This window comes from Pseudomonas asiatica (assembly GCF_040214835.1).
In the GTDB taxonomy this organism is placed as follows: Bacteria; Pseudomonadota; Gammaproteobacteria; order Pseudomonadales; family Pseudomonadaceae; genus Aquipseudomonas; species Aquipseudomonas putida_Z.
Map to the genome: position 1 here is coordinate 1,842,208 of NZ_CP157874.1, position 14,325 is coordinate 1,856,532.

At 57.2% G+C, this 14,325-nt stretch carries 9 protein-coding genes; 3 read left to right on the top strand and 6 right to left on the bottom strand.

Annotation, left to right across the window (positions count from 1 at the left end; translation table 11 throughout):
• Positions 1 to 71: 71 nt before the first annotated feature.
• Together umuC and ABNP31_RS08365 are read left to right on the top strand one after the other, a co-directional pair.
• On the top strand, positions 72 to 1,340 hold the full coding sequence (gene umuC, locus ABNP31_RS08360) for a translesion error-prone DNA polymerase V subunit UmuC (protein ID WP_085706072.1): 1,269 nt from the start codon (positions 72 to 74) through the stop codon (positions 1,338 to 1,340).
• A 138-nt stretch (positions 1,341 to 1,478) separates the two neighbouring features.
• Positions 1,479 to 3,371 carry an AAA family ATPase gene (locus ABNP31_RS08365; protein ID WP_350013188.1) on the top strand — a complete coding sequence of 631 codons (1,893 nt, stop codon included), beginning with the start codon at positions 1,479 to 1,481 and terminating at the stop codon, positions 3,369 to 3,371.
• A 560-nt stretch (positions 3,372 to 3,931) separates the two neighbouring features.
• On the opposite strand, the gene ABNP31_RS08370 is transcribed toward ABNP31_RS08365, so the two are convergent.
• The 4 genes from ABNP31_RS08370 to ABNP31_RS08385 form a co-directional block, all read right to left on the bottom strand.
• Positions 3,932 to 5,140: a hypothetical protein gene (locus ABNP31_RS08370; RefSeq protein WP_085706074.1), complete on the bottom strand. Its 1,209-nt coding sequence runs from the start codon at positions 5,138 to 5,140 to the stop codon at positions 3,932 to 3,934.
• 410 nt (positions 5,141 to 5,550) lie between these two features.
• Entirely contained in the window at positions 5,551 to 6,192 is a 642-nt protein-coding gene (locus tag ABNP31_RS08375) for an ankyrin repeat domain-containing protein (RefSeq protein WP_350013189.1), read from the bottom strand.
• A 790-nt stretch (positions 6,193 to 6,982) separates the two neighbouring features.
• Positions 6,983 to 8,503 carry an NCS1 family nucleobase:cation symporter-1 gene (locus tag ABNP31_RS08380; protein WP_350013190.1) on the bottom strand — a complete coding sequence of 507 codons (1,521 nt, stop codon included), beginning with the start codon at positions 8,501 to 8,503 and terminating at the stop codon, positions 6,983 to 6,985.
• A gap of 253 nt (positions 8,504 to 8,756) precedes the next feature.
• A complete protein-coding gene (locus tag ABNP31_RS08385; protein WP_350013191.1) occupies positions 8,757 to 11,168 on the bottom strand; it encodes a TonB-dependent siderophore receptor in 2,412 nt (803 codons plus the stop codon).
• Positions 11,169 to 11,411: 243 nt separating this feature from the next.
• Here ABNP31_RS08385 and ABNP31_RS08390 point away from each other — a divergent pair, with 243 nt between their 5' ends.
• Entirely contained in the window at positions 11,412 to 12,449 is a 1,038-nt protein-coding gene (locus tag ABNP31_RS08390) for a sterol desaturase family protein (protein WP_350013192.1), read from the top strand.
• Between the two features lie 33 nt (positions 12,450 to 12,482).
• On the opposite strand, the gene ABNP31_RS08395 is transcribed toward ABNP31_RS08390, so the two are convergent.
• Both ABNP31_RS08395 and ABNP31_RS08400 read right to left on the bottom strand, forming a co-directional pair.
• Positions 12,483 to 13,376, bottom strand: a complete 894-nt coding sequence (locus tag ABNP31_RS08395) for a polysaccharide deacetylase family protein (protein ID WP_350013193.1) — start codon at positions 13,374 to 13,376, stop codon at positions 12,483 to 12,485.
• Entirely contained in the window at positions 13,376 to 14,248 is an 873-nt protein-coding gene (locus ABNP31_RS08400; protein ID WP_350013194.1) for a GNAT family N-acetyltransferase, read from the bottom strand. Before ABNP31_RS08400 ends, ABNP31_RS08395 begins: the two co-directional genes overlap by 1 nt.
• Between the last annotated feature and the right edge of the window lie 77 nt (positions 14,249 to 14,325).

Here is a 14,325-nt window from a genome sequence, read left to right on the forward strand (position 1 = left end):
CGTCTCTGACCTATCCCCATTTCCTTCTAAAGCTGTTTTTAGATCTTTCTTAAATCATTGTTTATAAGCCTATTTCATTCCTAACCTTTAGCAAGCCCCGGAACAACTCGTTCTATGCGAGCTGTGAGCGTGTGTTCCGGCCGGATCTGGCCAAGACCCCCATCGTGGTCCTGAGCAACAACGACGGCTGCGTGATCGCCAGGTCGTACGACGCGAAGCCGTTCGTCAAAATGGGTGAGCCTTACTTTCAATGCAAGGACACGCTGCAGCGGCACGGCATTGTGGCCTTTTCATCAAACTATGCGCTCTACGGCGACATGAGCGAGCGCGTAATGTCGCTGATTGAATCAATGGTTCCGGCGGCGGAGGTGTATTCGATCGATGAGTGCTTTGCCGATCTGACTGGGGTTCAGGGCAGTCTCACCGAGTTCGGCCGCCAGGTGCGGGCCAAGGTGCTCAAGTGCACCGGCATCCCAGTAGGGGTAGGTATTGCCCCTACCAAGACACTCGCAAAACTGGCCAACCATACCGCGAAGCGCCTGCAGGCGCAGACCGGAGGCGTGGTTGATATTTGCGACCCGTTCAAGCGGGACTGGGTGTTGCGCAACACCGAAGTCAAGGAAGTCTGGGGGATCGGCAGGCGGATGACGGTGCACCTTGAGGCGATGGGCATTCGCACCGCGATGGACTTGACCAAGACGGACCCGTGGACGCTGCGCCAAAAGTTCAGCGTTGTCGTTGAGAAGACAGCCCGGGAGCTTGCCGGCACACCGTGCCTTGACCTCGAGGAGACTGCCCCGCCCAAGCAAGAGATTTGCTGCAGCCGTATGTTTGGCAAGCGCCTGACTGAATTGGCGACGATCAAGCAGGCGGTGGCCAGCTATGCCGGCCGAGCGGCCGAGAAACTCCGGGCGCAGGGATCTGTGTGCAAGCGTATGCGAGTAAGCATCCGCACGGGCATGTTCAACCCGGACGAAGCCAAGTACGCCAAGGGCGTGCTGGTGGAGCTGCCGTATCCCACCAACGATACGTTGCTGCTCACCAGGGCGGCCACCGAGGCGGTGGAGCAGGTCTACCGGCCAAGGTATCGATTCAGCAAAGCCGAGGTGCTGTTGATGGATCTACGGCAGCCGGGCGAGTTCACCGATGACATGTTCGCGGTCACGCAGCCGGTGGCATGCGACCGACTGATGTCGGTGCTGGACGAGATAAATGGGAAGTACGGCCGGGGAACGATGCGTTCGGCCAGCGTCCCCCGTACCCCCGATTGGGGGATGCGTCGAGAGATGATGAGTCGTTCCTACACGACTCGGATCGATCAGCTATGGCGGGTACGCTGAATCCATATGAGCTTCTACTGGAATGAAGTGGGAACTCTCTTCATAGGGGCTTGTTCTGATCTGGCCTCTGCGTCAATCTCTCCTTATCTCAACCGCTAATTGGGTTGATCGATCTGAAGTCAGAACTCAGGAGAACCTATGCTTTTTAAAAGTACGCTGCCCTACAAAGGCTTTTTCTTAGAGAATCCTGTAGAGATTGATAGTCCTGTCGCGGTGCTCACAGGAAAGAACGGCGCAGGAAAAACCCGATTTCTAGAGGCAGCTCGGAGTGCTATGCAGGTAACTGATGGTGGACGGTTTATTCCTTCTGCGAACATAGCTTATGTGCCCTCTACAACGATGCAAGGCCGCATCAGCAACGGCTATGCACGCGACGAACACCATACTCGGCTGGCCATGGTGGTTGGCTGGTTTAATAGCCAAAAGGAGGTTTTCGCGTCCCCTTATCGGGATGAGCCGCATTATAATCAAATGAATCCTGGGGCCCCCTATAATTTTGAGCAAATGTATAAATGCTTTGCATCCATTGCGCGAAAGCTAGGGAAAAGCGTTGGGGAGCTTACTGAGGAAGAAATTAAGTTTAATTTTGAGGGCGGGTTTCAGATTTTCGATGGCCTGGATATTGGGAATGTCTGTAATGATTACATAAGGCGAAAGAGAACCAACTTGTTTGAGAAGTGGCGCGGAGAAAATTACGGCGGAAAGAGTATTTATTTGGAATTGCCAGAATTTGTTAGGTCTTTTGGTGAGCCGCCGTGGTTGTTGTTTAATGATGTGCTAAATGAGATATTTGACGGCAAGATCGGCATTGATCCGCCAAATGATGAGATGGGTGATGATGTTTTTAATCCGGTCTTGAAAGATGTATCTACCGGGCAGGAAATACCATTAGATGGACTGTCGTCGGGAGAGAAAAGTCTTTTATGGCTTGCGACGGTAATGTTTAAGTTGAAATATAGGTCGGAATTGACTTCTGGGGTTCCTGAGTTGATTTTGCTGGATGAGCCGGACGCATTTCTGCATCCAAAAATGGTTGTAAAGTTTTATTCCGTAATTCAGCGAGTCGCAGAGTCTTTTCATTGTAAAATAATTTTTACTACGCACTCTCCGACAACTGTGGCATTGGCGCCTGATGAATGTGTATATCGGGTTTCCTCAAAGGCAATTGTTCTGACGGAAAAAGATGAAGCTCTAGCTGACTTGCTCGATGGCGTAACCCAGATTTCGCTGAACTCTCGTAACAGACGTGAGGTGTTCGTCGAGAGTAAAGGAGATATGGATGCGTATAGATACATATATGACAAAATAAAGTCTCGTTTTCCGAGTGTTGATTCGAAAATATCGCTGTCATTCCTCGTGGCAGGCCCCAAAATGCCACCTAGCCAAGTGGAAGTGAAAGTAGGACAGTATCTGCGGGGGATCGAGAAAGAGGAGTTGCGACGATTCACGGAAGAGCTAAATGGCGTCGGTGATTGCGGTCAAGTTATAGCGATGGTTGAATCACTTTCTTTTGCTGGAAATTCTACAGTGAGGGGCATAGTAGATTGGGATCTTAAAAACAAACCAGTCCGGAATGTGGTGGTGGCTGGTTGTGGGCTTTACTATACGATAGAAAATATAATGCTTAACCCGCTCTATGTGTTGCGTTTGCTTTACGGGCACTCACCGCATAAGTATGACTTGGCTAAATATTGTGGCGTACAGGTTAGTGTTCGCGAGTGGATGGAGCGCGTAGAGCTTCTTCAGGCCTCAATTGATAATTTTATACTTGAGTTTAGAGGTTCGCCAAATGCACAGGATGTAAGCATTGAACTTCTCGGTGGTTATGTTTTGAAACTGGATTTGGAATATCTTACATGTAATGGCCATGAGTTAATGGCGCGGGTGATCGCTCGTTATCAAGAGCTAAAATCTTTAAATGGCAGGGAGGGGGGAGTTCTTTTTGCTTTGGTGAAGTCGATGGTTGACGATTTCGGGTGGGAGTTTGTTCCTGCTTGCTTTGATAAAATTTTTAGTTCCTTGCAGAAGTAGATTGTTGCAAGCTGTTGACTTTGCTGGCCTATGGAGCTTATTGGAATATTGGGGCGGGTTTGAAACGCTAATCCTGGTCGAAGCTGTCGTATGGTCGGGTCAGCCCTCCCGGGGGGAATGACGTACCTTAGGGGGGCAAAGAATGGGACAGAACGAGGACAATTTGAGACATAGTGCATGCAGTGATTGCGGCTTTCTCGTCCATGTCGGTCTCATGGGCCGGTTGTAAGGGCTCAGGCGAGGATAGTCGGTTCTCGGAGCTACAGCGCCTTGTCGAGCGTGTCGGATCACTTTTTTCAGGCGAGTTGAGCTTACGTTACCTCGAATGGTAAAAAATGGTACTACGCCTGTTCGCTAGCCCGAAAAACGGGCGGCTAGGAATAAACTATGCCCAATCCATCCCAGGAGCAACCACCAACCGAGTTCCTTGGAGGAGACGATTGCTCCAGGTTCTTAGCCGAGCGCGATTCGCTGTCCGCTGGCGTTGGGCGTGCGGCGCCAAAATTGCAGCTCCTTTTTGCGTCGTCTCGTACTGTTCCACACAGGACGTATTCAGAGTCTTACCCCATAGCTTGAAGTCGATTGGGATAGGCTGCCTCGATACCTGCCTTATGATCGTCGCTCATTCCGCGCTCCAGGTCATCAATCCACTCAAAGAACTCTGTCAGGTTGTTCAGGCTGAAAACGCGTACGCCATAGCGACCCTCGAGATTCACGCTTGGCTGGCGGACTAGGTCGGCCATTGGTTGGTCCATAAAAAACGCGTTGCAGTACGGAGCGTAAAGCGAAATGTGCTTGACATCCTCAAAGAAACCATTCAGTCGTTTACGAGCCTCTTCGCGGTTAGCATAAGCGCCTCGTTTCACCATAGCCTTCAGTGTTGCGTACATTCGAGCCGAGATATACAGATTCGGCACTTGTCGGAAGTGTTCCGACCTGAAGAACTCAGCGCATTGTTTAAGGCGCTCAGTCAACCCCTGGTCTTTCGGTAGCCAATGCAGCATTTGCTCGACAACCTGACTCACAATCGGGGAGTCCAGCATTGCTTGGGCGTCACCTCGGGCGAGCCGCTGTATCATAGTGATGTACGTGCTCAGGTAGTTATCGGCAACCGCCTGTACCTCTTGGGCGACGTCTTGGTCGAACGTTTGAGTGGAGGCTTGCCATCGATCAAACAGATCGATCAAGCCATCGACAGATTGCCCCTTCAAGAACCTATTGAGTTCGACGTCTTTGAAGTAATCAGGCACGTCAATACGGAAGTAATCGTCCCACTGGTCTAGTGGGCCTTCTATAGCGTCGTCATCCTCAAGTACATACCCCGAGGGCTCACCCTTAAGGAAAGCGCTCCAGGCCTTCGTGACCTGGGTGGTTTCGACGTCATAGTCCTGCTGGAACTTCGCACCACCCGATACCTCTTTGATGAACGCCAAGAGGTCGGTTTTATTGAATTCCTTATAACCTCGCCACTGATGGGTTTCGTCCTCGTGAATAGAGGAGTACGGCGCAACCAAAAGCTGCAGGCTCGCCGCTTTCTTCACTCGATCTGCCGCCTCTACAAATCGAGGGTCTCCGCCACGGAATGCGCTAGAAAAGAAGAATTGGTCCAGGTACAGGACCTTTTTTCGAATTTCCGGCAGCCAAACACTGATGTGATGCTTACAACGGAGGCATCCACGAAGAACGTGGTCGTCGCGGACGGACACGTTTCCGAAGCAGCTTTTCCCGTTGCAGCCGGGGCAATCTCCGAGAATATGGGTAACCAGCATCGTTGCCTCCAAGACGGTTTTCCGAAGATTCTGACACCAATGTGTTGGACATACGACTGAACACGCGGTTGCAATCGTTACTGCCTTCTGGTCGAGCTGGTACAAAAGTGGTACGGCAAGGATTTATTTTAGCTGTAGGCCTTTAAAACAAAGGCGTGTGAGATGAGTCGGTGCAATCCATTACTTACAGCTTGGCCACGGCAATCTTCGATGCTGATGCGGAATTCAGCTGGAGCTGCTGGGAAGGTCCGCTTTTGGCACGTAGCGGACGGTAGGCGCTACGGCGCAGGCGCACCATTTCGCTAGCGAGGGCATTTGTGAGGCGTCCATGTCAGCGCTACCCATCACAATTAGGTCATCCCGTCTAGGCGATGCGACGGCATCCAGCCCGCTAAATAAAGTCCAGAGCCCTAGCTGTCTAGGTATTCGTCCATGTCCAGTTCGGGAAACTTGCGCGTCATGAATTGCAGCGCATCCGGGTCACGGTTGTCCCGATAACGTCGTACGGCATTCAGGACATCGATTCCGCTCCACATCTCAGTCCATAGGATTTCAGGTTTGTGGCGCAGTAACACCTTCAGCGCTTCCAGAGAAGTACCGCCAAAATTGGTTACATGTCTTGCCGCTGAACAACCTTGACGGTCGACAGCGTCAATATCGGCTCCCGCCTGCAACAGGCGCTCCATGATCTCGGGGTGACGTCTGTTGGTCGCCCACATCAAGGGTGTCATTCCATGACAAAGCGGGTCCTTGAAGGGTTCGTCCGGATGCTTCCCGGCTGATAACAGCGCTTCGACCACTATCAGGTCACCCTTCATCGCCGCTAGGGCCAAGGTGCCATCCTCTGCATACATCCCGCCACGTCGCACTAGCTCCACAGCCAGGGCGGATTGATTGTAGCCGATGGCACAACGGACAGCGGATTCTCCCCATTCGCCACGCAGATAACGCAACCTCCACGGCTGCGCAAACTGCAACGCGGCTTGGTGATTGCCAAGTTCGATCTCTTGAAAAAGTCGAGAACGAATGGTTCGGCGAAACCAATGGTTCAAATGGTAAGAGTTCCAGTTTTCAGGAATAGTGAAAACGAAAGTTCTCCACCCAGGGATCCGTATAACGAAAACACTTGCCATTATGCACTCGGCGCTGAAATAGGTGGCCAGATGCTACCACCACACGTTGCAATCCAGAACCCTCAGCTTTTACACGCACTCCTGAAACACCTCATGTGTGCCGACGCAGCCGACGCGATGACGCATTACCAAAAGCGCAGGCCGATAGCAGCATCAGCGAGTTCATCTAAAAGTGTCGGCAGTTAGGCCGAATGGAAAAATGGTTGGTACGAAATTGGTACGAAAATCGTTGGCTTAGGATGAAACCCCTGTAAACGTTGGGTCGGGTGAAGAACCAGCCCAATCCATCATGGGTGCAACGCTGAAGCGACGGGAAGGCTCAGGGCGCGTGGTTGCTGGGTTAGAGCCTGGGTTTGTGGTCATATCGTTCAACGTGTCTTGTACCAAATTCAGCAATTTCGAGGGTGTTTGTAGCAAACCGAGGGCGCGACGTAGCAAAAGTCGGCGGCAGGAGATCGGTGATTGCCAGGGCAGGCGGCTAGTTTACCAAGAGAGCAGGGCATGCGTCTGGAAACAGATCGGATGGTCCTGCCGAGCGAGCGGGCATCTCTGCTGGCTGCTGGGACCCTTGTAGGAGCGGCCTTGTGTCGCGAAAGGGCTGCGCAGCAGCCCCAGGGGTTCAGCGCAGAGGCACAAATTGCTGGGGCTGCTGCGCAGCCCTTTCGCGACACAAGGCCGCTCCTACAGGGGGCCGCGCTGGCAGCCCCGGTCAGTGGTGCGTGCTATCCACTGCGATGCTTTCGCCGGAAACCTCAATGTATCTGGCGCTGCGGTTGGCGAGGGCATAGTGGATTAGCCCGCCCAGGCTCGCGCCGAAGAACCAGGAGAACTGCGACAGCGTATCGAACGCCGGCACCAGCGCCAGCACGATGGCGATCAGCGACGCCGGGATGAAGGCCGCTACGGCGCGCAGGTTGACCCCGCCGCGATAGTGATAGGCGGCCTCGCTGCTTTCGCTATACAGCTCCGGCAGGTTCACCCGGCTGCGGCGAACCAGGTAATAGTCGGTGACGATGATCCCGTACAGTGGGCCGAGCAGGGCGCCCAGGCCGCCGAGGAAATACACGATCACGGACGGGCTGTTGTACAGGTGCCAGGGCAGGATCAGCACGGCGATGCCGGCACTGAGCAAGCCAGCGCGGCGGAAGTTCAGCAGGTTCGGGGCCAGGTTGGTGAGTACGTAGGCCGGGGCGACGAAGTTGGCCATGATGTTCACCGCCACGGTGACGATCAGGAAGGCCAGGCAGGCCAGCACCAGGCCGGCGGTGCTAGGGATGGCTGCAACGATCTCGGTCGGGCCCTGCACCAGTTTGCCGTCGATGCTGAACTGCGCACCGGCGAGCACCACGGCGATCAGTGCGAAACCGAGCATGTTCACCGGCAGGCCCCAGAAGTTGCCCACGCTGATGGTACGCCGGTCCGGGCAGTTGCGGGTAAAGTCGCAGAAGTTGAGGATCATGGTGCCGTACAGCGAGACCCACAGCGCGGCGGCACCCAGTACCTTCAGCCACATCGTGGCGCCGGTCGGCGCGTTGCCGCTGGACCAGGAAATCGACAGGCCGCTGCGCCAGTACATCCAGCCCGCCAGGCCTGCGAAGGCGACTAGGATGATCGGTCCGGCGAAGGATTCGTAGCGGCGCACCATCTCCATTCCATAGGCGAAGATCGCCACCTGCACGCACCAGATGCCGAGGAAGGTGATCCAGCCCAGGGTCGACAGGCCGAGGATCGAGTTCTGGTCGTAGGGCTTGAGGTCGGGAGCGATGGCGGTGAGCAGCACGCGCAGCACTACCGAGGCGAGGTATGTCTGGATGCCGAACCAGGCGATGGCGATTACCGCGCGGATCAGTGCCGGGATCTGCGCACCATGGATGCCGAAGCTGATCCGGCACATGACGGGGTAGGGCAGGCCGGTCTTCTGCCCCATGTAGCCGGACAGGTTCATGAGGCCGTAGATCACCAGTGCGCCGAGCGCGAAGGCTGCGAGGATCTGTGCGCCGCTCATGCCCAGGGCGAAGAGGCCGATGGCGAAGGAATAGTTGGCGATGTTGTGCACATCGTTGGTCCACAGTGCAAACAGGCTGTAGCGGCCCCAGGTGCGATTTGCCGCGCGGGTCGGTGCAAGGTCGGCACTGTAAAGGCGCGGGCTCAACTCCAACTGAGTGGGCCCAGCCGTTTCGGCAGGGAGAACATCAAGCTGGCTGACACCGGAACGTGAAATTGACGCCATCGGGACTCCGTAACTCTTGTGTACTTTTATTTTTGGTTTTGTATACAAACAAGATTCGTACCAACCCGCCGAGCAGTTGGAGTTGGCGGTTCTCGGGCTTTTGTATCCTCTTCATTGGTCGCCGTCACATTTTATGCGAGCCTGGAGATGGGAAATTTGTACACACATATTGTGCGCATGTGTTACTGGCTGCGCCAAATATGGATACTTGTTCGGCGCCGCTGCCGGGCATCGGCAGCGAACGCCGGCTGGGTCAGAACGCGTACACCAACGTGGCCGTGGCGCTACGTGGGCTGCCGTACCAGCCACGTGAGCCGATCGCCGTGTAGTAGGTCTTGTCAAACAGGTTGTCGAGGTTCAGCGAGACGCTGGTTTGCGGCGTGAAGGCATATTGCGCCATCAGGTTGACCACGCTGTAGGCGCCTTGGGTGAAGGTCTCTTTGTTGGGGCCTGCGTTTTTCTCGTACTCCGATCCTTGCCAGCGCACACCGCCGCCCACTTTCAGTTGCGGCAGTGACTGCAGGCGGTAGCTGGTGAACAGTTTGAGGGTGTCGCGGGGCACTTCGGTGAGCAGGCGGTCGCCATCCGAGTTCTTGCTCACGGCATAGGTGTAGCTGGCCGATACTTGCCAGTCAGGCAGGATCTCGCCCGCCATTTCCATTTCGAAACCGCGGGTCTTGGTGCCGGACTCGGCCCGGTAGGCCTGGTTGCCGTCCGGCGCCTGGACGTCGCCGTCCGCCACGGCCAGGTTGTCCTGGTGCACTTCGAACACGCTGAGTGCAGCAGTCAGGCGCTTGTCCCAGAACTCGCTTTTCAGGCCCAGCTCGTAGTTCACGCCCTCCAACGGATCGATGTAGCTGCCCGATGCAGTCTGTTTGTCTTGCGGGTTGAAGATGGTGGTGTAGCTGGCATAGGCCGACCAGTTGTCGTTGATGTCGTAAACCAGCCCGATGTAAGGGGTGACGACCCCGGTTTCGCTGCGCGAGGTGTGTTTGGTTTCACCGCTCGCCAACTGCTCCTCGGTTTCGTCACGTCGCCAGTCGATCACCCGTGCGCCGGTAATCAGCGACAGGTCATCGGCCAGGCTCCAGCGCACCGAAGCCACCAGGCCGTCCTGGGTTTCGTCCAGCGCATTTTCCGTCGTCTTGTTGTGGATGGCGTCAGGTACCGGCAACGAGCCATCCCAGTCATGGATGTTGTCGATGTCCTGCCAGGTCCACAGATGGTAGCCGTCGTTGCGGTAGTAGGCCCGGTAGTGGCTGAGCCCGACGTACGCCTGGTGCTCGCGCGACAGCACTTCGAACGGGCCCGTAGCCGACAGGTCGAACGAGGTCTGCCGAGGTTCGCCTGCCCAACGGCCAGTCCAGGTCTGGATGCCGCTGCCATCAGGTTTGACGGTGCCGCTGGCGGCGGTGGCAAATACGTCGTCATAGCTTCGGCGACTGTGCTCAGCATTGAATTTCAGGTGCCAGCCGTTGGCCAGGTCGTGATCCAGGGTGGTGAACAGGGTCTTGGTGCGACGCTTGTGGTAGCTCCAGTCCGAGGCCGAGTTGAACGAGCGGGAAGGGCTGAAGTGACTGCCATCGGAGTTGAACATCGGGAAGCCGTGGTTACCGGCGCCGTCGTTGTCCATTTCCTGATACTCCGCCCCCACGGTCAGCATCGTGCTGTCGGTGATGTCCCATTCCAGCACTCCATAGCCCACCTGCCGTTCCAGGGACTGGCGGTCGACGTAGCTCTGGCTGTCGGTGTTCGAGGCCACGAGGCGCCCGCGTACATTGCCGCTTTCCGACAGCTTGCCAGACACGTCCAGCTCGGTGCGGTAGGTGTCCCACGAGCCTGCTTTCAGGGTCAGCTTGCGTTGCGTTTCAAAGGTAGGCTTCTTGCGGATCAGGTTGACGGTCGCACCGGGGTCACCGGTGCCGGACATCAGCCCCGTGGCCCCGCGTACCACCTCGACCCGGTCATACGACACCATGTCGGCAAGGTCATCACGAAAGCCAAAGCTGTCAGGCCGGTTGAGGCCGTCGACCTGGATGGTGCCGACCTCGAAACCACGTACGTAGATATGATTGGCGTCGCTGCCGGCCGGCCCCATGCTATCGACGACCACGCCTGGGGTTTGTTCCAGTACCTGGGCAACATCGTTCAGGTTCTGGTCTTCGATCTGCTGGCGGGTCACCACGCTGATCGACTGTGGTGTTTCGCGTGCCGAGAGGCGCAGCCCGGTTGCCGTATTGGCCGAACCTGTGGTGTAGCTGCCGGTGCCTTCGGTGGTGGCACCCAGCCCCACGCTGGAGACCGTCGTTGCAGCGAGTTCCATCGTGCCATCCTGACTCGGGCGGGCCAACATGTAGTGCTTGTCTCCCGCTTGCAGCACCTGCAGGCCACTGCCTTGCAGCAATTGCGCGAGGCCTTGCTCCAGCTCGTAACTACCCTGCAGTCCCTCACTGCGCTGGCCAGCAATTTCTTCGTTGCTGACGCTGACAGTCACCCCGCTTGCCGTGGCGAACTGATTGATTGCGGCCCCCAGCGGCCCCGCCGGGATGCTGTAGCTGACAGGCACGGCCCAGGCATTGGCACTGGCCAGCAGCGAGCCAGAAAGGCTTGCTACCAGTGCGGCTTGGCGAATGCTGAAGGCGGGGGGAGAAAAACAGGCGGACATCCATTGGCTCCTTTCGATGGACTATGCGGGCGCATTGATGAGAAGCGTATTGATAATGATAAAGCTTCGCATATAGGCGGCCGGATAGTTGTCCTTCCTCCTGCAGTTGTCAATCGGTGTGTTGTGTTTTGCGGGTGGGGGCAATCGATTACCCGGTGCTTGAAGCACCACTTCATGCAGAAAGCCACTCGAGTAAATCAATCTGATTTACAATTGCGTCCCTTTTGCCGAGGCTGACGTTTCGTGGATGCCCTGTCGCTTGTCTATGAGCACCTGACCGATTGGGTGATCACGCCCGTTACCGACCAGTTTCTCGGCATTTTCAATTTGAACGGCCGTTTCGGGGCCTTGTTCCTTTGCATCTCCTATGGCGCAGCCTATGGCCTGTTCCGCTTCAGGAAGCAGCGCGGCCTGAGCGACGCCCAGTCGTTCTGGCAATTCATCGGCGGCGCCCGGGTACATCTGCATCCCTCGGCGCTGCTGGACTACCGCTACTACTTCGTGCGGGCCATCCTCAAGGTTGCACTGGTGCTGCCCGTCGTCCAACTGGTCGACCCCTACATCCTGCGCTCCGGCGATTACCTGGTCTTTTTCAGCAACCTCTGGGGCGCGCGCCCGCGCCTGGGCGAGAACCTTGCACTGTCCCTGCTCTATGGGTTGGGGGTGTTCCTGCTCAAGGACTTCATCCATTACTGGGCGCACCGGGCCTTTCACTCCCGCTGGCTCTGGGCCTTTCACAAGGTCCATCATTCGGCGCCCGTGCTGGTGCCGGCGACAGCGAGCCGGGTGCATTTCGTGGAAAAGATCGTCGAGAAACTGAGCACCGGCATTGGCATCGGCTTCTACGCCGGATGCTTCTGGTACCTTTGCGGCGGTGAAGTCAGCCGCTACACCCTGTTCGGCGTGACCTACCTGGTGTTCATCTTCAACAGCCTGGCGGCCAACCTGCGGCATAGCCATGTCTGGCTGTCGTTCGGCCCGCAGCTGGAACATGTGTTGAACAGCCCGGCCCAGCACCAGATCCATCACAGTGATGCCCCGCGCCATTTCAACCGGAACTTCGGCACCAACCTGTCCCTCTGGGACTGGATGTTCGGCACGCTCTATGTCACTACATCAACGCCCGAAAGCATCCGCTTCGGCACCGGTGAGCAGGACCACCAGCGTTACCTGACGGTCTATAGCCTGATCGTCACGCCCTTTGTCGAAACTGGCCGTAAGGTCCTGATGAAATGCCAGCGCAAGGCTGTGCTCGGCGCGTCCGGCAGGGCGGGTCGTTAGCTGATCCCGTGTTTGTTGCGAACGACTGACCGCTCAGGCGGGGAACTGGGCTATCCAGTGCCTGGCAATCTCTTCGCGCCGGCAGACCCACACCCCGTCGTGGCCCTGCACGTAATCGAGAAAGCGCGCCAGCGCCATCGCACGACCAGGATGGCCACTGATCCGCCCATGCAGGCCCACGCTCATCATCTTCGGGTGGTGCGCGCCCTCCTGCCACAACAGGTCGAAAGCATCCTTCAGCAGCCGGAAGAAGTCTTCACCGCAGGCGAAGCCATTGGGCAGCAGATAGCGGGCGTCGTTGTTGACCAGTGTGTACGGAATCACCAGGTGGGCGGGCGAGCCTGGGAGCCAGTAGGGCAGATCATCGTTGTAGGCATCCGAGCTATAGAGAAACCCACCTTCCTCACGCAACAGGCGGCGGGTGTTCTGGCTGACCCTGCCTGTATACCAACCTACGGGGCGTTTACCGCAGATCTGCTCGATCATGTCGATGGTGAGGCGGATATGGCGCCGCTCCTGGTCTTCAGGCATGTCGCGATAGTCCAGCCAACGGTAGCCATGCCCGGCAATCTCATGCCCGGCGGCGCATAGCGCATGGCCAATCGCCGGGGTCAGTTCCAGTGCTCGGCCAACGGCAAAGGCGGTCAGCGGCAGGCCCCTGGCGCCGAACAGCTCCAGAATGCGCCATACACCTGCGCGCGATCCGTATTCGTACATGCCCTCGACGCTCAGGTCCGGTTCCCCCACACGCGGCGGGCGGCCCGGTAGCTCATGAAGCCAGGCCTCCGACTGTGCGTCACCATTGAGCATGCATGACTCCGCACCCTCTTCGATGTTGAGTACGAACTGGACCGCGACGCGCGCCCCACCGGGCCATCGCGGGTGGGGTGGGTTGCCGCCATAACCGATCAGGTTGCGAGCGGACATCAGCCCAGCTCGAAGGTCGTGACGGCGAACACACGTTCGTGTGCGATCACCGGAGGAGGGCCGAGGTACATGCGTGCGCAGCCGAAAACCTCGATCATGCCCTGTTGGCGCACAAGCGCCATCGCGGCGGGGTTATTCTCGGGGGCATCCAGAAACAGCGGGCAACCTTGCGCAAATTCTGCCAGGCGTGCGTAGAGGGCATTGGCTGCCAGGGCGTCATCGGCGAACAAGGGGCCGATCTTGTAGCCTTCCCGGCAGCGCCTTGCCACGCCATAGCCGCTAAGCCTGCCCTCGCGGCGGCAACCCACGGCAAGTGCATCGGCCTGGGCTATCCACCCGCTCAGGAAGGCTGCGCGCGCGGCAGGGAAGCAGGTGCGGTCGTAATCGACCACCTCATCGAACGGGAAGGTGGTCAACGGGACGATGTCCTGGTTGTCTACCTGCGAGCTGGCCGGGCATCCGGTGGCCTTGGCACGAAAACGCATGTTGCGATGGGAGAAGACGAACCCACCCTTGGCGTAGTAGTCCTGCATCGCGAAGACGCCGTCCATGCCAATGCTCGCGCCTGGGCGCAGGCGGGCGAGGAGTCGCTCGCGGCGTGCGTGCCAGAGGGTATTGCCCAGGCCTTGACCGCGATACTCGGGCCGGACGATGAAAATGCCCATGAAGCCGAATTCGCCGTTGTAGGAAGTGATTGCACCGCCACCAATCAATTCGCCGCCCCGGGACGCTGCAATGAAGGCGGCAGGGTCCGTGGCCCAGAACAAATCGGCATCGTGAACGCCGGGATTCCAACCCTCACGGGCAGCCCAATCGACGAGCTTGTCCAGTTCGGGACGGGTCATGTTGCGTATGACCAGCTGATTTGACACCGCAAAGTTCCCCGGTCGATAACAGGGCGGATGGTTCATCGTTACTCTGAACCCTTTGGGTATAGCTTCAACACGAG

Coding starts and splice junctions, on each gene's coding strand:
- ABNP31_RS08395 (WP_350013193.1), bottom strand. CDS start 13,376: ATGTCCGCTCGCAACCTGATCGGTTATGGCGGCAACCCACCCCACCCG.
- ABNP31_RS08385 (WP_350013191.1), bottom strand. CDS start 11,168: ATGTCCGCCTGTTTTTCTCCCCCCGCCTTCAGCATTCGCCAAGCCGCA.
- ABNP31_RS08365 (WP_350013188.1), top strand. CDS start 1,479: ATGCTTTTTAAAAGTACGCTGCCCTACAAAGGCTTTTTCTTAGAGAAT.
- ABNP31_RS08370 (WP_085706074.1), bottom strand. CDS start 5,140: ATGCTGGTTACCCATATTCTCGGAGATTGCCCCGGCTGCAACGGGAAA.
- ABNP31_RS08380 (WP_350013190.1), bottom strand. CDS start 8,503: ATGGCGTCAATTTCACGTTCCGGTGTCAGCCAGCTTGATGTTCTCCCT.